Raw genomic sequence first — 18411 nt, forward strand, 5'->3', positions numbered from 1 at the left:
TGTCCTTATGGCTGCAAGATGGAGGAGACGAGGAGCTGGGTGTAGCTCTCTTGCGGGTCATCCAGCACTTGGTCTGTCAATCCGCTTTCGATCACGTGACCGTGGCGCATCACCAGAATACGGTGAGAGAGCAGGCGGGCTACTGCGAGATCATGAGTTACGATGATCACGGAGAGACCGAGGTCGGCGACAAGACCGCGCAGGAGGTCCAGCAAGCGTGCCTGAACAGACACATCCAAGCCGCCAGTTGGTTCGTCCATGAAGACCAGCTGTGGGGCGGTGACGAGGTTGCGGGCGATCTGGAGACGTTGGCGCATTCCGCCGGAGAATGCGCGTGGGTCATCGTCAATGCGGTCTTCTGCAATCTCAACGCGGCCGAGCCAATCGGTTGCAGTGTCGCGGATGTTACCGTAGTGCCGAGCACCAACTGCCATCAGGCGTTCACCCACATTGGCCCCTGCAGAGACAGTCATGCGCAATCCGTCTGCTGGATGCTGGTGGACAAAACCCCAATCGGTGCGCATGAGCATGCGTCTCTCGGCTTCGCTCATTTCATAAAGGTTGCGCATCTGGCCCATGCGGTTGCGATAGTTGACCGAACCTGAGGTCGGGGTGAGGCGCGTTGCAAGGCTGTTGAGCAGCGTTGTTTTGCCCGAGCCACTCTCGCCTACAATTGCAAGCACCTCACCCGGATAGAGATCGAAACTGACGTCTTTACAGCCGATGCGACCGCCATAGAGCTTTGTCGTGTTACTGACCTGAAGCAGTGGAAGGTCTTCAGAACTTTGAATATCCATGGACATTAGTCGTTTCCTTCTGCTTCCAGAGGATTGGTTCCAAGGTGGCCGACATGACCGGCATCGCGGCGTTCCTCGCAGAAATCACTGTCGGAGCACACGAACATGCGGTTGCCATCGTCATCCAGAATGACTTCATCCAGATAGACCTCTTCTGCGCCACAGATTGCGCAGGGTTGTTCGAACTTAGTCACTTCAAATGGATGGTCCTCAAAATCGAGGCTCACCACTTTGGTGTGTGGCGGGATGGCGTAGATGCGCTTTTCGCGGCCTGCTCCGAACAGTTGAAGTGCTTCCATCTGGTCCATCTTCGGATTGTCGAACTTTGGTGTTGGAGAAGGGTCCATCACATAGCGGTCCTGCACCATGACCGGGTAGGCGTAAGCCGTTGCGATGTGACCGAACTTTGCGATGTCCTCGTAGAGCTTCACATGCATAAGGCCGTATTCTTCCAGCGCGTGCATCTTGCGGGTCTCGGTTTCACGTGGTTCCAGAAAGCGGAGTGGTTCAGGGATTGGAACCTGATAGACGAGCACTTGATCCTTTGTGAGAGTTTCTTCCGGGATGCGGTGGCGAGTCTGGATGATGCTGGCGTCTTTTGTCTTTGTGGTGGTGTCTACGCCAGTTGTTTCGACAAAGAAGTTGCGCAGGGCGACCGCGTTTGTCGTGTCGTCTGAGCCTTGATCGATCATCTTCAGGCAATCGTTCTTGCCGATGACTGCGGCAGTCACTTGTACACCGCCGGTTCCCCAGCCGTACGGCATTGGCATTTCGCGGGCAGCGAAAGGAACCTGATAGCCAGGGACCGCAATGCCTTTGAGGATTGTGCGGCGGATCATGCGTTTGGTTTGCTCATCCAGATAAGCGAAGTTGTAATGCTCGCCGGAGATGCCTTGTGTTTCAACGCGCTCGGTCATTGTGCTGCCTCCGCTACGAGTTCCTGTTCAGCTGCTTCGCGTTTCTCTTGCCACTCTTTTCGCACCTTGCGGATCAGCTCCAGTTCTGACTGGAAGTCGACGTAGTGCGGGAGCTTGAGGTGTTCTACGAAGCCAGTGGCCTGCACGTTGTCTGAGTGAGACAGGACGAACTCCTGATCTTGTGTCGGGGAGTCGATTTCTTCGCCCAGCTCTTCAGCTCGCAAAGATCGATCCACCAGAGCCATTGCCATGACTTTGCGTTCTCCCTGACCGGGGACCAGACCGTAACCGCGAGTGAACTGCGGTGGTGCGGAAGCGGAGCCCTGGAACTGGTTGATCATCTGGCATTCGGTGACTGTCATTGTGCCAAGAGGAACTTCGAAACCCAGCTCTTCCATGAAGAAGTCAACTTCGACTTCCCCAAGACGGATTTCGCCTGCGAACGGGTGCGTTCTGCCAAAACCGCGCTGGGTGGAGTAACCAAGTGCCAACAGAAAGCCTTCGTCGCCGCGAGCGAGGTTCTGCAAGCGTAGGTCACGATCAGCTGGGAAGGTGAGCGGTTCGCGGGTGATGTCTCCTACTGGAGTATCGGGTGCGATTGGCTCATCCGGCTCGATCAGACCTTCATCATTGAGAAGGTCAGTGACACGGGGAACCACCTCTTCCTTCTCGAACTCCTGTGTTTCTGGTGCTGGTGCTTCCCCATCAGCAGCCAGCTTAAAATCGAGAAGGCGCTGGGTGTAATCGAAGGTTGGGCCAAGCAACTGTCCGCCGGGGAGGTCCTTATAAGTCGCGGAAATTCGGCGGCGGATCAGCATCTTGGCAGTGTCGATTGGTTTGGAGTATCCGAAGCGTGGCAGCGTAGTCCTATAAGCGCGCATCAGGAAAGCAGCTTCGATGAGATCGCCGCGAGATTGCTTGATACCGAGTGCTGCCAGTTCTGCGTCAAAGAGAGATCCTTCTGCCATCACACGGGAGACAGAGAGGTAAAGCTGTTCGGAGATTTGCTTAAGCCCGAGTGATGGTACACTGGTGTCGCCGCGACGATCCCGTGCCATGAGCTTGTGAGCGTTACGGATGGCTTTCTCGCCACCTTTCACAGCAACATACATGAGTTAAGCCTCCAAACCGGTGATTTTAATGGAGCGGGGCAGGCCTGCGACCTGATTGGCTCCGGCGAAAATGACGTCGATGCCGAGGGGATAGAGCGCGCTGTTGTCTTGCATCTGCTGCCAGAACATTGCAGGTGTGGGAGCGACGTTGAACTGCTGCTCTGTTTTGATACCCGGGCCTTTTAACGTGATGCCGTCGTCCTCAGTGAGCTCATCGACCATTAGGATAATTGTGGTTGAACGGTCTGGATATTCGGCAGTGCCAGCGGAAAAACTTGCGACCGCTGGGAGTAGTTTTGCGTCCGAGACCAGCGCAAAAGCAGCTTCTGCCGGGCTTTCAACGAAGGGTGCTGCAGTGTGGAAACGGATGTAATTCTTGACAGTTTCGCTCGCTGCCAGCGCAGGATCCAGCCAGAGTGGCGTGTCATAATCGCAAAGTGTCAATACGAGCGCAGTTGCAGCTATAGACAGCGGAGCCGGTGGGTTCAGCTTGAGATCGTCCAGTTGCTGCACAGTGCCTGGTTGAGCCAGTGCGTTCATAGCGGAGCGGAATACGGACTGTGCGTCGTGGACTGGATCTGCCAGGCCCGGAGCGGGCGCTTTAGCAAAGATTGAGGAGGCTGTTTGCGTGCTCATATTACTCTCCCCGTACCATGGTGAAGAAATCAACTTTGGTGGCAGCGACTTCAGCGCGTGTTTCGTTTTCCGCTTGTTCCTGAGTGCTGGCCAGAGGCTGCAGAACCTTCGTCTCAATGAGATCACGGTGTTCTGATTGCTGCCAGAGCGCGTCTACCAAGGCGGCCTGTAGAACCTTTTGCTTGTCGCGACCAAGAGCCTGACCAAATCCGGTGGTGCCATCGTCCAGAGCGATGACGCATCGTGTGACGGTTGCCTCGCACATGTTGAAGGGGGCACCTGTGCCACCGGCGCGGCCACGAACCATCACAAGTCCGATTTCCGCCGGGCGGATAACGGTATAGTTCGGTTCTAAGCTGAGGTTTTTCCACGTTTCTGCAAGGTCTTGCGCTGAGGCCTTTGCCAGAATGCCCATGGCACTCTGCCTAGCTGCAATTTCCGGTGATTGCTCTTTGAGCGAACTTGCCGTCATTTCAGCCCCTTTAACTTTCAGGAACACACTGGTTCTCTGGCATTGTGTGGTGACGCCCTGTGGTTTCACGGAGAACTGTGTCTGGGCGCCTGAATTTGGTTGCTAAGCTAGAACTAATGTTGTCTAGTTGTATAGACAAATATTTTGCTCGCCAACTGATTAGTGTTGTTTCATGACGAAGGCATGACGAATGCGATGAAATTTGATTTTTCTCCTGTTGAGCGACGTGCGGGCGTTGCCATGTGGAAGCAGATTGCTGAAGTACTGCGCTCTGAGCTTTCTCGAGCTGAGGTTTCTGAGGGGGAGAAAATCCCAACAGAACAAGAGCTTGCTCATAGTTTCGAGGTCAACCGCCATACTGTTAGACGTGCGATTTCCACTCTGATTGAAGAAGGTTTTTTGCGCTCAGATCAAGGACGTGGAACATTTGTCGCAAAGGCGCCATTGGTCTATCCAATCGGGCCGCGTACGCGGTTTTCGGAGAACTTGTCTGGTCAGGCGCAGGAGGTTTATGGGGATATCTTCCGCATAACCGAAGTGGCTGCAGATGCGTACACATCGGAGTTGTTGGAGGTTGAACCGGGCACTGCGTTGTTTAAATGCGAATCCGTAAGTTATGCAGATGGCACGCCGGTTATTGCAGGAACGCGCTGGTTTGAGGTCTCTCGTTTTCCCAATCTGCCTTCAGATTTGAATGAGACCAACTCGATCACCAAGATCATGGAGAAGTATGGTTTTGGCGATTATCGGCGTCAGGAAACCCGGATTACGGCAGCGCTTTGTAGTGCGCAGAATGCTGAATTGCTTAAGATTTCCGAGGGGGCGCCTGTGCTTGTGATGGAATCTATCAATGTGACTGCCAGTGGTGAGCCTATACAAATTGGTCGTGCCTATGTGGCTGCTGACCGGATGCATTTAACAGTCAGAAATGACTAGGCTTTTGCTTAGAGCCAGTACTTGGGTGCTTCTACGGCGGCGTTCCAACGTTCTTGAGCTTCCAGCCATGCGTTGTCGGTGCGGGCCTGATGCCAGCCAGCGACAAAGCCGATGACCGTTGAAACCTCGTTGTTTTGCAAGGATTGCGGAAGTTTCATCGCGACCAGACGATCTGCCATGGCAACATCGTTCAGGTAGCCGAAGGTATTTTGCAGGCGTTTCAGGCACTTGAGGAAGATGCGCAGGTCTTCTGGTTCATAGAGAGAGCGGAAGAATTCAACCGTATAACGCAGTTTTTTGAGCGCTTTGCGGAGATCGTGTCGTTGCTCAATGGTGAGGTCCTGCAAGTTCTCTGCGCGCTTTTCGCAGGCCTTCCAGCGCTTGGATAATGCGTGCTGGGCGAAAACTTCGATTGGTAAGTCCAATTTCTTGAACTCACTTAGTCCCAGGTTCTCTTTCCAGGCTGGGCTGTGTGCGAGCTCTCCCAATTGGAGTAGGAAGTTGTTGAGTTTTGGATCGATCAGTTCTTGTCTCAGTTCGACTTGTGCTTCCACATGCGCCAATTGAATGGCCTCAAAGAGAGGCTCTACAGAATGTGTGTCTGGCAATAACGGAATGACGGGTGTGATGATATCTTCCACCAGCACATCGATATCCCTTTGATTTCCTGCAGTTGTTGCCAGTTGCTTTGCGGAGGCATCGAGTTCAGCGATGGTGTTATTGTTCGGAAACGCCGCTTTGTAGATGTTGAACGCACTTCTTAATCTGCGCAGTCCGACACGTAACTGATGTGGGCCTTCAGAGATATTTTGTTGAAGGACGCAAGAGCGGTTGGCGACGATTTGGTTGAGGCATTCGTTGAGGATTTTTTGGAAGGCTGAGCCTGCGTTATCTTCTGGCTCTAACTCTATGTAGTTGGAGTGGAGCGCTTCTGATGGGAGCTCAGGTGGTTCACCACTTGCCAGTCGGTAGCCAATGCCTGCTTTGTTGCTGTTGGAAAACAGAATTGGTCGATCTTTCATGAGGGCGCTTGCCAGCTTGTACAAGCTTTCGACCGGGCCTTCCATGAGTTCCAGCTCTACTTCATGGATCGGATGTTCTTCGGAGGTTGTTTTGGCTATGCCGGAATCCAACGCCACTTCAATCTTCGCACCTGCTTTGTCCGTATAATAGGCCAAAGTGCGCGTGATGGCGGTTTCGAACAGAACTCCCCATTCTTTACCTTCCAGCAGAGATATGAGCTGTTGCTTGATTTCATTATCAGAAATCACGCTGAAGTCTGGCTCAATTCCTTCAATTGGCAGTTCCAGCTCGATCCTTTTGGAGAGCCCGGACTGCATGCCACCACCTTGTTTGATGGTTTGCAGCCAATTGGTGCCGTTATGGCGTGTTCGTAGTGAGATACGGGCTTTCTTGAGCGTGTGATCTGGCGTGTCATAATACACGGAACGGAGACGTTTTACGGATTGCTCACTGACTGCAAAGCCTTTTGGCGGTTTTGCTTTAGCCAGTTGCTCCAGAGTTGTTTCGTCTACAGAAAGCTTAAGCTCAATCTCGTGCATGATTGCCGGGCCACCCTATGCACAGCGTGCGAAGTGGAAGCTTGTTCCATCCCACTCTTGTTGATTTTACGTAGTAAACATCTCGCGAACGCACCCCCCTGTAAAGGGTGCAAAACGTCTATGGGAATTTATCAAAGATATAATCCCTATTTGGCAATGGTATTATGAAATGTGCCAGATTAATGCCCGTTGGTGGGTTATGCGGGCGTGAGTGGATCCTGCTGGAACAGGTAGGCATCAAAAGCAGGATCATCGACGTCTGATAAATCCATCAGGCGTTTCTTGACGTTCTCAAGGTGTTGCCACATCGCTTGTTTTGCTGCTTGCGGGTCTCTTCGCTGCAGGGCGTCAAGGATGTCTTGATGGTCGTTGAGCCATTCTTCGCGATAGGTATTGTCAAAGATGCGTTCGTGCAACTTATCCCACATTCTGGAGCGGGTGCGTTGTTGCCAGAGGTTTCTGACCATGTCGACCAGCACAGAGTTCTGCGTGGCCTCTGCTATGAGCAGGTGGAACTCTTCGTCCGCTTCATACCCGCCGGAGCCTTTTGCAAGGTCTTCGCGTTCACGTTCCAGAGCATCACGCATACGCAAGATATCTGCTTTGGTGACCATGGAGGCTGCGAAGGCGGCGATGTTGCTCTCCATAAGCTGGCGTGCCTGAAGGAGCTCAAATGGGCCAATGTCTTCCAGATTTGAAGTGGGAGTAACTTGCTCCGCATCCGGTAGGCGCACAACGTAAGTGCCTGATCCTTTGCGTACATCAATCAAGCCCTCAATCTCAAGCATGATCATAGCTTCGCGCAGGAGTGAGCGGCTAACGTTCATTTCTTCAGCAATCTGGCGCTCCGGGCGCAAGCGATCCCCAACCTTGAACGTTCCGTTGCCTAACTCTTTGCGCAAGACCTCAGCTACTTCCTGATAGCGGCGACGCTGACCATCCATTTCGCTCATTCTCCCATGCCTGCGCGGTTTGGCGGATTTTTAGTGATTGCTGCACGCTTAAGATACTAAATAAAGCAGATTTGCAAGCGAGACAAAAGGCCAGAGATTTGCCTTGGTACTCTGACCTTTCTTATTCCATTAGAAGGCTTATTGGGTCAATGCTTTGATGCGTGTGATCAGAGAGCCAACTCTTTCAGACTTTTCCGCTGCTTCTGCATGCATCGGTAGAACAGCTTCAATGAATGGTGCTTTATCCACCTCAATAAACTTCACATTAAGCTCGGACTTTGCCTGCTCTATATGCTTCTTGGTCATCTCGTTCCATTGCGCACGATGGAAGTGCATGGAGGACTTGGCAGCAGCACGAATTGCTGTTTGCTCATCGGAGTTTAATGAATTCCAGACAGTAGTTGAAATGACCACGATGGACGGGATCATTGTGTGGCCGTCATCGGAGTAAACCTTGGAGACTTCACCATGACGGGCCGTGGTCAGCGCCAGTGGGTTATTCTCTGCACCATCAACCACGCCCTGCTGAAGTGCGCTGTACAATTCGCCCCAGGATATCGGCGTTGGGCTGCCGCCGAGCAGTTCTACCATGCGGATTGCGGAGGGTGACGGCTGGACGCGGATCTTCATGCCTTTGAGATCAGCTGGTGAGTGGATTTCCTTGTTGGCGTAGAAGGAGCGGGCGCCTTCCACGTAAAAGGTCAGACCAATGAAGCCTTTGTCTGCCGATGCTGCAAGGATGTCATCACCGATTGGGCCGCTGAGAACATCGAAATAATGGTTCTCGTCTACAAAGATGTAAGGCAGGTTCAGTGCTGAGTAGGACTCTTCAAAGGCTTCTAGTTCGCTGGCATTGGTTTTGGCCATTGCGAGGGTGCCTTCTTGCACTAACTCCATGGATTCCCTTTGCGTTCCCAGTGCGCCGTTGCCGTAGATGCGGATTTTGAGAGAGCCATCAGTGGCTTCTGCAACTTTGTCTGCCATGTGCTGCATGGAGATGTGCAGAGGATGCTCTGGTCCCTGATTATGGCTGAGTTTCAATGTCTTCGCGTAGCCGAATGAAGTTGTTGCAAGCAGAGCTGCACACAGAACTGTGGCTTTGGCAATCTTTCTCGTAAACATACACTTCCCCCCGAGTGATCGCAGCGAATGTATTCGTGAGATGAAACTATAGAATGCTGAGGCTGCGATATGTAATGGAAAGAATTGGATGGATTTGAGGAGTTGTCAAACCATTTTATATATTGGTTGACCTTATAAAGAGCTTATTTGTTTTCCGTCTAACCGAATTATTTGTAATGGATCAGCTTGATAGGAGAATAGAAGCATTATTTTTCACTTTTGCTCTCGTATGATTGGTCGGAGTTCTTCTAAGAAATGGTTGTATTGGTCAACCATAAGACCAGAAGGTACAAAAAAGCCCCTGAACTTGTCATTCAGGGGCTGGATTGGTGATATCAGCTCATGTTTTTCGGTTTCCAGCGCCGCAGCAGCATGGCGTTGGTAACCACGGAGACAGAACTCATGGCCATGGCAGCTCCTGCGATGACAGGGGAGAGCAATCCCAGTGCTGCCAGCGGAATGCCGATGATGTTGTAGATGAAGGCCCAGAACAGGTTTTGTCTGATTTTTCTGAGGGTTGCCTTGGAGATGTCCAGCGCTGCCGGGATCATCTTCGGCTCGGAACGCATGAGTGTGACGCCTGCGGTTTCCAATGCAACATCAGCGCCGGAGCCCATTGCGATGCCAAGGTCTGCAGCTGCCAGAGCAGGGGCGTCGTTGATGCCGTCGCCGACCATGGCAACTCTATAGCCTTGTTCTTTCAAGTCATTTACGACTTCGTTCTTACCTTCTGGCTGAACGCGTGCCTGGAATTCGTCAACGCCGACCTGATCTGCGATGTTCTTTGCCGCGAGTTCGGTGTCGCCGGTGATCATCACTGTGCGAATGCCTTGTTTCTTAAGGGATTCTACAGCCTCACGAGCGGAGTCCCGTGCTTGATCAACAAAGGCGAGAACACCGATTGCACGATCACCAAGAGCGACTGTGACTGCGGTTTTACCTGAGGATTCATAAGTCTTTACAAGGCCGTCACCCATCATGGATGGGGCGACATTCAGGTCTTTCATCAGGGCTGTGTTGCCGATGGAGACCTGCTGACCAGTAAGCTCCGCAATCAGGCCTTTGCCGGGGATAGCTTTGATGGAGCGTGGGCGGGTGAGCTTAAGGTTGCGCTCTTCCGCAGCGCGGATAAGTGCGCTTGCAAGGGGATGCTCACTGCCCAGCTGGATGCTGGCTGCGATTGTGAGCAGGCGGTCGTCATTGCGATCAAACGCCTGAGCATCCGTCAGAACTGGCTTGCCGATGGTCAGCGTGCCGGTCTTATCGAAGAGGATGGTATCGACCTTATGGGCGCGTTCCAGCGCTTCGATATCGCGGATAAGTATGCCCGCCTTCGCAGCAGCGCCGGTGCCCGCGACCAGTGCTGTTGGGGTAGCAAGTCCCAGTGCGCATGGGCAGGCGATGACGAGGACGGCGACCGATGCGCTGACGGCTGTTGTGACATCGCCGGAGTAAAGCATCCAGCCAGCGAAGGTTGCGAGGGCGATCAGCACGATAACGGGAACAAAAATAGCTGCGACTTTGTCGACTAATTTTTGCAGCGGTGCCTTGGAGGCCTGTGCGCCTTCTACAAGGCGGATAATTTGAGCTAAGCGTGTTGATTCACCAAGGGCAGTGGTGCGGACAAAAATTGCACCTGCTCCGTTGATTGTTCCACCGGTTACCTGATCACCCTTGTTTTTGTGTACGGGCAGGTTCTCACCGGTGAGCATAGATTCATCCAGCTCGCTCTCGCCCTCTTCAATCAGGCCATCGGTTGGAACGCACTCGCCGGGTTTGATAACAATGTAATCGCCGAGGCGCAGATCTGAGATGCTGACGGGGATAATCTTATCGCCAACGATTTTGTTGGCTGTGGTTGGGCGCAGAGCAATCAGAGAACGAACAGCCGCGGAAGTGGAACGTTTCGCCCGTATTTCCAGATACTTACCCATCAAGATGAGGGTGAGGATGACGGCGGATGCTTCAAAATAGAGGTCTGTCGCCTGAGCCTGCGCTGCGAAGAAGACGTTATAAACGCTGTATAGATAAGCGGCAGATGTGCCTAGCGAGACGAGGACATCCATGTTGGCGCCGCCATGGCGCAGCGCTGCAAATGCCCCTTTGTAGAATCGCGCACCGACGAAAAGTTGGATTGGCGTTGCTAATGCAAACTGCAGTACGCCAGAGAGCTCGAACTGCACGCCAAACGCCATCAAAACCATTGGAATGACTAGTGGAATCGCAAGAAGCGTTGAAAGCGCGAAAAGTTGAAAGGTTTTGCGTTCTTCTGCGTCGCTATGTGCTTCGCGCTCTTCAAAAGCCTTCTTTGCTGCCTCTGCCTCGTCCCGGCGCTCCTTTGCCTCAAAACCAGCTGTTGAGACCACGTCCACCAGATCATTTGCGGCGACCTGAGGCAGGTGTTCCACCTCTGCCATTTCAAGTGCGAAATTGACCGTGGCTTTGACTACACCCTCGGTTGCCTGGAGGGTCTTCTCCAAGCGAGATGCGCAACCTGCACATGTCATTCCGGTGATGTCGAGTTTGACGGTTTGGGCTGCAGAGGCTGAGGGTGCGTTCATCAGAGCTATCTTCGGTTGCCGAGTTCAGACCCTCAGGACTTATTACCATTGGTGAGGGCGGGTCAAGAGGTTGTAGAGAGGGTAAATACGCAAGCTCTCCTATGTGATGTAGTCGTGTTGTGATCCTGATCGCAGCCAAGACCTCAGCCTGATCATTTTTGCAGAGAACACATAGGGTTTTGCGCTGTTTGACCACTCCTTGCTCCTTTGGTGCGGAAAGACGCTCTGTGGATAGTCACGTAATGGGAACGAGCGGCGTCTGATCGAAGGCTATGCCAGCAGGAGTGAGATGATCTGGGTGATCTCTTTTGATGGGGTTGGCAGGCTGGCGCATTCCAGGATGAGGGATTTTTCGGTTGGTTGCCATTGGGTGAAAGGGGCTTTGATGTCGCCTTTGTTCAAAGACGGTTCGACAAGGACTTTGTGGCCCATGAGGATTCCTGCGCCGTTCTTCGCTTCTTCCAATGCTATGGCGTAGAGGGAATAACTTGGGCCATCGCTCAAGCCGTCCAGACTTGGTGCATTTGTGCTGGCCCAGATCTGCCAGTCCTCTGCCCAGATCACATCGTGGAGGAAGGTTTTTGTCTCAAGGTCCTGTGGTTCTTTCAAACTCACTGCTGTTGCAGGAGAACAGACCGGGGTGATGAGATCTTCTGAGATGATGCGTTCGTGAGCTGTGCCTTTGGGCTTACCGATGAAGATGGAAAGGTCGTAGATCTCACGGTCCAGATTGGGCGGCGTTTCCAGTGCGATGACGGAGATGTTGGTCTCTGGCAAAGCCTCTCTGATTTTGGGCAGGCGAGGGGAAAGCCAGAGTTGGGCGACGCTTGGCAGGGCGGCGATGTGAATGGTTTTGCGGCTGGTTTTGGCGCGTATTTGCCGGACTGCGTTGCCCAGTTCATCGAAGGCCTTAGAGAAATGCGGAGCAACTTCCAATCCCAGTTCCGTTAGGTGGACACCTTGAGAGCGGCGCTCAAACAGGTCTGCGCCAACCCATTCTTCCAGTGCTTTGATATGCTGCGAGACGGCGCCGGGTGTGACGCTCAGTTCTTCTGCTGCATTAGCAAAACCACCGAGGCGGGCGGCTGCTTCGAACGCGCGGAGAGCGTTGAGAGGCGGCCCTTTAGGACGGGAAGGAGAGACTGACATGACTTAGCCTTAGTTTTTCTAGGCCAATAATTACATATTCTGGTTTGCGCTCTCAAGCGTTCTGTCCGCACACTCCTCTCAGCAATTGGGAGGTTGTGATGGTTTTAGCGAAACGAAATTGGGTTCCGGCTGAATGTGAAGGGCTGGTGCAGGAGGTTGCGCAGCGGACGCAGGCTCAGAGTTCTGCAGTTCTTTTGGGTCGGTTGGATGCGTTGGCATCTCAGAACAGGGAAATTCATGAGGATCAGTGCTTCAACCTAAACCCGGCTACGAATGTGATGAACCCAAGGGCTGAAGCGCTTCTGGCTTCTGGCATCGGTTCTCGCCCATCTCTCGGCTACCCCGGTGATAAATACGAGATGGGGCTGGAAGCTATTGAAGAGATTGAGGTGATCGCGGCTGAGCTGAGCGCGGAAGTGTTTGATGCGCAGTATGCTGAGATCCGGGTTCCTTCCGGTGCTATCGCCAATCTTTATGGGTTTATGGCGACTTGTCAGCCAGGGGACACCATTATTGCGCCTCCAGCCTCGATTGGAGGGCATGTGACCCACCACATTGCGGGATGTGCCGGGCTTTATGGTTTGCGTACTGTGCCTGCGCCCGTGAATGCGGATGGCTACACCATTGATGTGGAGGGGCTGCGTGAGCTTGCTAAAGCAGAAAAGCCGAAACTGATCACGGTTGGGTCCAGTCTCAACCTCTTTGAACATCCTGTGCGGGCTATTCGCGAGATCGCCGATGAAGTGGGTGCGAAGGTGATGTTTGATGCGGCGCATCAATGCGGGATCATTGCTGGCAAAGCCTGGTCGAACCCATTGGATGAAGGCGCTCATTTTATGACCATGAGCACCTACAAGAGCCTTGGTGGGCCTGCGGGTGGATTGATCGTCTCCAATGACGCTGCGTTGGTTGAACGTATGGATGCTATCGCGTTTCCGGGGATGACTGCCAACTTTGATGCAGCGAAGTCTGCCGCGCTGGCGGTGACCATGCTGGATTGGCGAGATTACGGGCAAGTGTATGCTGCTGAGATGATTGCTCTTTCAAAAGCTCTGGCACAGGCGCTTGATGAGGAGGGTATTCCTGTGTTTGCCAAGGCACAGGGCTTTACGCAGTCACATCAGTTTGCTGTTGAAGCAGCTTCGTTTGGGGGAGGGCAGGCGGCTTCCAAGAAACTCCGTAAGGCTGGATTCCTTGCCTGTGGCATTGGCTTGCCGATTGCTGAGGTTGAGGGAGACATGAACGGGCTGCGTATCGGGACGCCTGAGCTAGTGCGCTGGGGTATTGGTACCAACCATGCGAATGAGATGGCGCGATTGATTGCAGCTGCTCTGCGCTCGGACCAGCCCGCGCAGTATCTGCCTCAGGTTTCTGCATGGCGTCAGCAGTTCAAGAAACTGCATTATGTGATAGCCGAAGAGCCGGTGTCAGCCTAGCAGTTGTTTGCTTGAGAGTGTGTCCGCTAGGAGGTCGAAGACCAGGCGGATGCGTTTTGAGGTGTGCAGTTCGCGGTGGGTTGCCAGCCAGAAGGGCACGACGAATGGCTCAAAGCTTGGCAGTACCTGTTCCATTTCCGGGAACATTTCTGCAATCTCTTTGATCATGACGATGATGCCGAGATCGTTTCTGACCAGTTGCCACCCCACCAGCCCGCTTGCGGTTGTTAGTTTGAAATTGCTTTCTGTGAGTGGCAGGCCTGAATCTGTGAAGTACTTGAGGAACTTGTCTGGCCTATCGAAGGCGATGAATTCGTGGTTTGCCATGTCATTGGCCGATTGTGGACGGCCCTTGCGGTTCAGATAGGTTTTGCTGGCGTAGAAGTGTGCGGTGGTTTCTCTTACCAGCCTTGCTGTCAGGTCTGGCTGCTCCGGGCGGACATGGCGGATGGCGATGTCTGCTTCGCGTTGCTGCAAATCACTGACGGAGTTGGTGGCGATAATCTCCATGTGAATGCCGGGTGCGATCTCGCGCAATTGCTTTAAGATTGGCGTGAGGAGGAAGGCAGAAGCGGTGTCACTTGCGCTGATGCAGACGGTTCCGTCGATCTCCTGAGACTGGCCGGAAGCTGCCAGTGAGATGCGGTTGGCGGCCTCTCCCATGGATTTCACATGCTCCAGCAGTTCAAAGCCTGCCTGTGTGAGGGTGAGAGAGCGGCCAACACGCTCAAACAGTGTTACGCCAAGGGCTTCTTCCAGTGCGGAGACCTGTCTGCCCAACGTGGGCTGTGTGAGGCCGAGGGCTCTTGCCGCAGCCGAAAGGGAGCCTTCCTCTGCTGTGACGAGGAAAGCGCGGGCCTGATTCCAGTCGAATGAGACGCTCTGCCAATTCATGCATATTTGTATAACTCAACTGCGAATTTTGGCAATTTGTTTTGAGAATATGCATGGATACACTGCAGGAAATGGAGGGTTTCCAATGGCGAATTCCGCAGGATTTTGGGACAAACATGCGCCGGGTTATGTGGCGCGACCAATGAAAGATGTTGCTTCCTATGAGAAGGCAATGGACCGTGTGCGTTCTTATCTCACCCCGGAGCAAGAGGTGTTGGAGCTGGGGTGTGGCAGTGGCGCGACGGCGATGCTTTTAGCCAAGCATGTCAAGCATGTGACCGCCAGCGATATTTCCGGAAAGATGATTGAGTTCGGGCGTGAAAAAGCGTGGGACGATGGCATTGAGAATGTAAGTTTTGTACATTCCTCAGCAGATGGTCCTGCTCTTGATGGCAAGACCTATGATGTGGTGATGGCGTATAATGTGATCCATCTGATCAAAGGTCCGGTGGAGGCAATCAATCAGGTCCAGCGACTTGTGAAGCCCGGCGGGCTGCTCATTTCCAAAACGCCATGTCTGGGTGATTCCGCCTTCTATTGGCGCTGGCTGATCAATGTGATGCGTTTTGTGGGGTATGCGCCTTACGTGACCTACTTCAAGCAGCTGGACTTGGGGCGCCGGATTGAGCAGGCAGGTTTCAAGATTGTTGAGATTGGCAATTATCCCGCATCCCCAATGGGGCGTTTCATCGTCGCACGCAAGCAGTGAGGCCGCCTATAGGTCTACTCGTGCAAATAACCCGTGGTGGTCGGAGCCATAGTAGGGGCGGAGAAAGGTCTTTCCGCCCTTTGGAGCAAGGACGTGGTCAATGCGCATGGCATAGGTGCCTTTGAACAGGAAGCTTGCTTTGAAAGGGCCGGCCAGTTGGGTGTTTGTGGCGGCGGCGTATTCATCCAGATTATGTGACCACGGGACCATGTTAAAATCTCCCGCAATCAACTTCAGTCCATCCAGATCAGCGAGCAGTGGAATGATCTGTTCGGCCTGATCATCCTGCTGAAATGGCCAGGGCCAGTGCTGGTGGATGGAAACGACCCAGAGCGGCCCTTCCGGGCTTTGGACGTGTAGCGCCGCTATACCCAACCCGATCTCACAGCGATACGCATCAGAGGCAAGTGGCATGCGAGAGAGCACAGCGACCGCGCCGACTGCCGCAAACGGGCAAACGATGTGATGAGGATAGTGTTTTTTGAGTGCGTTGATGAGGGGCAGGTGGCGTTTATGGACTTCCTGAAATGTTATCACATCAGGTTTCAGCATGAGGATGTCATTCAGGATGTCCGAGCGATCTCCGGGGCGGAAACTCAGGTTCTTCTGATAGACACTCATGTCCGAGTTTTTGGGGATGCTTTGTCCGTGATACGCCCATAATACGCTTGCGCTGCTGACTATCGCGACTATGAAGCCTGCAATCATCAGGGTGGGTTGGCGATAGCTGAAGAGTGTGAGAACCGCGAGCAAGATAGCAAGAGGCAACCGGACAACTGACAGGCTGTCGCCGACCGGGTGTAGTATTCCTAGGAAAGAGATAAGGAGTAAGATTGTTACTCCAATTATTAAGTTGCGCAGGAACATGACAGTCATCGTTCACGGGGTTAGAAGGCGCGAACCTGTTATGTATAGTCGAAACTTTGGCGAATGTTTGACAGCGCAATCATTTGGCGGAAAGCCTAGGTTTTTGGATGATCTCTGGTGTGTTAGGGGCTTGTGTCAAGGACGCTAGTTAAAAAGAAATGCCACGCCATTTATGAATGGCGTGGCATCAGAATTTGGTTTCCTATCCGGCCAAAGCTTCTGTTTGGCTTTGAATAAGTAGGAGGGCGTTGTGTCAGGATTTGTCTGCATGTTGGACTGTAATGTGCCCGCGACAAGTTCCGTCAGAGAACACGCCAATAATTGGATTTTCACCGATCAGACCTGAAGCAAACATCTGTACTTCGACAGACGGGGTGTCTGCGCTGTCGTCGAAGACGATGTCGTAGGTGTTTGAGATTGTGAAGATGCCTTCACCAACCACACCATCAGATTCTTCGATGAGAACGCCATTGTCCTTGTCGGAAGCTGCTTGATCCTGACTTGTGTCGGATTTGTTATCTTTTTGAGTTGCGGTGAAGCCACTGGAGTAACGGGCTTTGCAGGTGCCGTCATCAGGAGATCCGTCGACCAGAGACAGGTCAGTGAACTCGACTTTGGGTTGGCCTGTGTCGTGATTGTCGGCCAAGACTGGTGAGATGAAAAGAGCCAGTGCACCAAGGCCAGCAATGGTAGCAGTTGTTTTCTTCATTTTTGAGCCTGCTTTGATCGGAAAAAGTTCAGATTTGTAGCTTTGAGTCCTTGCGGACGCGCAGAGATTAATGGGTGCAGTCTTAATGAAACTACGCGTGTATCTGACTGCTTCATTACTAAGATAATGCAAGCTGAAGTGGTTGTTGGGGAGTTTAAACGCTATTGAATTAGAGGTTGTGTCGTGGTGTTAACTTATCACGTTGCGTGCAGGTAAAAGAAAAGGGGCCGTATTGGGCCCCTTTGTATCTGAATTGCTAGCTTTATTTGGTGTCGGCAACCAGCTCGTGAACGTTCCCGTCGGGGTCTGCAAAGAAGGCGGTGTATTCGCCCCAGGGCTGTTGAGCAGGTGCAGCGATGCTTTTAACGCCGTTGGCTAAAAGGGCATCGTATGCGGTATCGACCTGCGCTGGGGTTTCATATTTAAAGCCGATGCCCAGTCCTGAACCCGTGCGGATTCCATTGAGTGTTTCAGCGTTCAGGAAGGAACTGAGGTATTCATGGCTGGCGAGAGACAGTCTGAGGCCGTTGGATTTGAACTCCGCGAACTCTCCATTTTCTGAGATTATTTTCATCTTCATTTTGTCTTTGAAGAAAGCTTTCATCTCAGGGAAGTTTGCTGTGTGCAGGGTGACCATGTAAATGGCCGGCTGAGTTGGTTCTGCCTGAGCTGCGATCTGCGCGCCAAATAGTGACAGAACGGCGATCATACATTGCTTAATGAACGTCATTTGTTGTTGTTCCTTTCAGAGTCCAAAGCCATTGGGATTTTGTTGCGAGAAAATGCTTTTCGAGCTGATTGAGGGGTTGCGGGGTGCTAGAGAACTGCAGCCCGTACCCTTTGATGAAATTCATGAGGTGAGGTCTGAGAAAGGCGAGGGCGTCTTCCAGATTGTCTGGCTGATCGTGGGGCATGCCATACCAAACCAACGAGATGCCTGAAACGAAGGCCCAGAGGCCGGTTGTCAGGTGTTTGGGGTCGGTGGTGGTTCCAGAGATTTCTGAGCAGAGCTTTTCCAGAAAAGAAGAGAGATCTGAGGCTACAATCTGATGATTGTGACGCCTGATATTATGGGTTTCCTGCCAGAAAGAAGGTGAGGCACATTGCATTTCTATTTGGAACACGTCTGGATGGGCGATGTTGAATAGAAAGTCCAACATGATGACGCCGAGGCATCGCATTTCAGGCTCTTGAAATTGATCGATTACTAATTTTAGTTTTTGATGGCGGATATCAAGGGCTTGGGATGCCAGGGCGGCTATGACGTCCTGCTTGCTTTCGAAGTGGCGATAGAGCGTGCCGACGGAGACATGCGATAGCTTGGCAAGCTCCGGCATTTTCAGGGCGCCAATTCCTTCAGAAATAGCGATTTCTCGCGCCTTCTCCAAAATTGCTTCTTCGCGAACTCTGGTTTTTTGCTGCTTGCCAGAAGGTTGCATGAGGTTGGTTCCATCGTTTTTTGATTCTGGAATATAATTCGAATAATATTCCATATTTGATTTTTGGATGGAACTCAAGGTTCGAGTTTGCCTGAGATGTAGGTTGGGGCATCACATTTAAGTGGCTGGATTGTTGGTTC

General features: G+C 52.6%; 18 protein-coding genes. 3 read left to right on the plus strand and 15 right to left on the minus strand.

Translation table 11 applies throughout. The annotated features are described in order from the left end of the window. Nucleotides 1-5 precede the first annotated feature (5 nt). From phnK to phnG, 5 genes are read right to left on the minus strand one after another with little or no spacing between them, the layout of a single operon-like run. Nucleotides 6-803 carry a phosphonate C-P lyase system protein PhnK gene (phnK, locus tag BM231_RS12755; protein WP_093519908.1) on the minus strand — a complete coding sequence of 266 codons (798 nt, stop codon included), beginning with the start codon at nucleotides 801-803 and terminating at the stop codon, nucleotides 6-8. Further along, nucleotides 803-1714, minus strand: a complete 912-nt coding sequence (locus BM231_RS12760) for an alpha-D-ribose 1-methylphosphonate 5-phosphate C-P-lyase PhnJ (protein ID WP_093519910.1) — start codon at nucleotides 1712-1714, stop codon at nucleotides 803-805. Before BM231_RS12760 ends, phnK begins: the two co-directional genes overlap by 1 nt. Continuing rightward, nucleotides 1711-2826: a carbon-phosphorus lyase complex subunit gene (locus BM231_RS12765; protein WP_093519913.1), complete on the minus strand. Its 1116-nt coding sequence runs from the start codon at nucleotides 2824-2826 to the stop codon at nucleotides 1711-1713. The genes BM231_RS12760 and BM231_RS12765 overlap by 4 nt, the downstream gene beginning before the upstream one ends. 3 nt (nucleotides 2827-2829) lie before the next feature. Then, nucleotides 2830-3462 carry a phosphonate C-P lyase system protein PhnH gene (phnH, locus tag BM231_RS12770; RefSeq protein WP_093519915.1) on the minus strand — a complete coding sequence of 211 codons (633 nt, stop codon included), beginning with the start codon at nucleotides 3460-3462 and terminating at the stop codon, nucleotides 2830-2832. A gap of 1 nt (nucleotide 3463) precedes the next feature. Then, nucleotides 3464-3934: a phosphonate C-P lyase system protein PhnG gene (phnG, locus tag BM231_RS12775; RefSeq protein ID WP_167550300.1), complete on the minus strand. Its 471-nt coding sequence runs from the start codon at nucleotides 3932-3934 to the stop codon at nucleotides 3464-3466. Between the two features lie 195 nt (nucleotides 3935-4129). Between phnG and phnF the strand changes: the two genes are divergently transcribed. After that, complete coding sequence (phnF, locus tag BM231_RS12780; protein ID WP_208860321.1) at nucleotides 4130-4870, plus strand: phosphonate metabolism transcriptional regulator PhnF; 741 nt, start codon at nucleotides 4130-4132, stop codon at nucleotides 4868-4870. A gap of 8 nt (nucleotides 4871-4878) precedes the next feature. On the opposite strand, the gene BM231_RS12785 is transcribed toward phnF, so the two are convergent. From BM231_RS12785 to BM231_RS12805, 5 genes are all read right to left on the minus strand, one after another. Then, nucleotides 4879-6432, minus strand: coding sequence for a CYTH and CHAD domain-containing protein (locus BM231_RS12785; protein WP_093519921.1), 1554 nt, complete (start codon nucleotides 6430-6432; stop codon nucleotides 4879-4881). 197 nt (nucleotides 6433-6629) lie between these two features. Beyond that, entirely contained in the window at nucleotides 6630-7376 is a 747-nt protein-coding gene (locus BM231_RS12790; RefSeq protein WP_063312914.1) for an FCD domain-containing protein, read from the minus strand. A 147-nt stretch (nucleotides 7377-7523) separates the two neighbouring features. Then, complete coding sequence (locus BM231_RS12795; RefSeq protein ID WP_093519923.1) at nucleotides 7524-8507, minus strand: TRAP transporter substrate-binding protein; 984 nt, start codon at nucleotides 8505-8507, stop codon at nucleotides 7524-7526. A gap of 335 nt (nucleotides 8508-8842) precedes the next feature. Next, entirely contained in the window at nucleotides 8843-11068 is a 2226-nt protein-coding gene (locus BM231_RS12800) for a heavy metal translocating P-type ATPase (protein ID WP_093519925.1), read from the minus strand. Nucleotides 11069-11338: 270 nt separating this feature from the next. Then, nucleotides 11339-12217: a LysR family transcriptional regulator gene (locus tag BM231_RS12805; protein WP_093519927.1), complete on the minus strand. Its 879-nt coding sequence runs from the start codon at nucleotides 12215-12217 to the stop codon at nucleotides 11339-11341. Nucleotides 12218-12315: 98 nt separating this feature from the next. Between BM231_RS12805 and BM231_RS12810 the strand changes: the two genes are divergently transcribed. Beyond that, complete coding sequence (locus tag BM231_RS12810; protein WP_093519929.1) at nucleotides 12316-13653, plus strand: serine hydroxymethyltransferase; 1338 nt, start codon at nucleotides 12316-12318, stop codon at nucleotides 13651-13653. Here BM231_RS12810 and BM231_RS12815 read toward each other — a convergent pair. After that, nucleotides 13645-14547 (minus strand): LysR family transcriptional regulator, encoded by a 903-nt coding sequence (locus tag BM231_RS12815; RefSeq protein WP_093519931.1) that lies wholly within the window; start codon nucleotides 14545-14547, stop codon nucleotides 13645-13647. The genes BM231_RS12810 and BM231_RS12815 overlap by 9 nt on opposite strands. Nucleotides 14548-14632: 85 nt before the next feature. On the opposite strand from BM231_RS12815, the gene BM231_RS12820 reads away from it, so the two are divergent. Beyond that, nucleotides 14633-15256 carry a class I SAM-dependent methyltransferase gene (locus BM231_RS12820; RefSeq protein WP_093519933.1) on the plus strand — a complete coding sequence of 208 codons (624 nt, stop codon included), beginning with the start codon at nucleotides 14633-14635 and terminating at the stop codon, nucleotides 15254-15256. 6 nt (nucleotides 15257-15262) lie between these two features. Here BM231_RS12820 and BM231_RS12825 read toward each other — a convergent pair whose 3' ends face one another. The 4 genes from BM231_RS12825 to BM231_RS12840 form a co-directional block, all read right to left on the minus strand. Continuing rightward, nucleotides 15263-15877, minus strand: a complete 615-nt coding sequence (locus BM231_RS12825; protein WP_208860323.1) for an endonuclease/exonuclease/phosphatase family protein — start codon at nucleotides 15875-15877, stop codon at nucleotides 15263-15265. Nucleotides 15878-16376: 499 nt separating this feature from the next. Then, complete coding sequence (locus BM231_RS12830; RefSeq protein ID WP_093519937.1) at nucleotides 16377-16832, minus strand: hypothetical protein; 456 nt, start codon at nucleotides 16830-16832, stop codon at nucleotides 16377-16379. A 262-nt stretch (nucleotides 16833-17094) separates the two neighbouring features. Then, a complete protein-coding gene (locus BM231_RS12835; protein ID WP_093519939.1) occupies nucleotides 17095-17562 on the minus strand; it encodes a VOC family protein in 468 nt (155 codons plus the stop codon). Next, nucleotides 17549-18325 carry a TetR/AcrR family transcriptional regulator gene (locus tag BM231_RS12840; protein ID WP_093519941.1) on the minus strand — a complete coding sequence of 259 codons (777 nt, stop codon included), beginning with the start codon at nucleotides 18323-18325 and terminating at the stop codon, nucleotides 17549-17551. The genes BM231_RS12835 and BM231_RS12840 overlap by 14 nt, the downstream gene beginning before the upstream one ends. Between the last annotated feature and the right edge of the window lie 86 nt (nucleotides 18326-18411).

The sequence above is a fragment of the Pseudovibrio ascidiaceicola genome (assembly GCF_900114245.1).
GTDB classification, from domain to species: Bacteria; Pseudomonadota; Alphaproteobacteria; order Rhizobiales; family Stappiaceae; genus Pseudovibrio; species Pseudovibrio ascidiaceicola.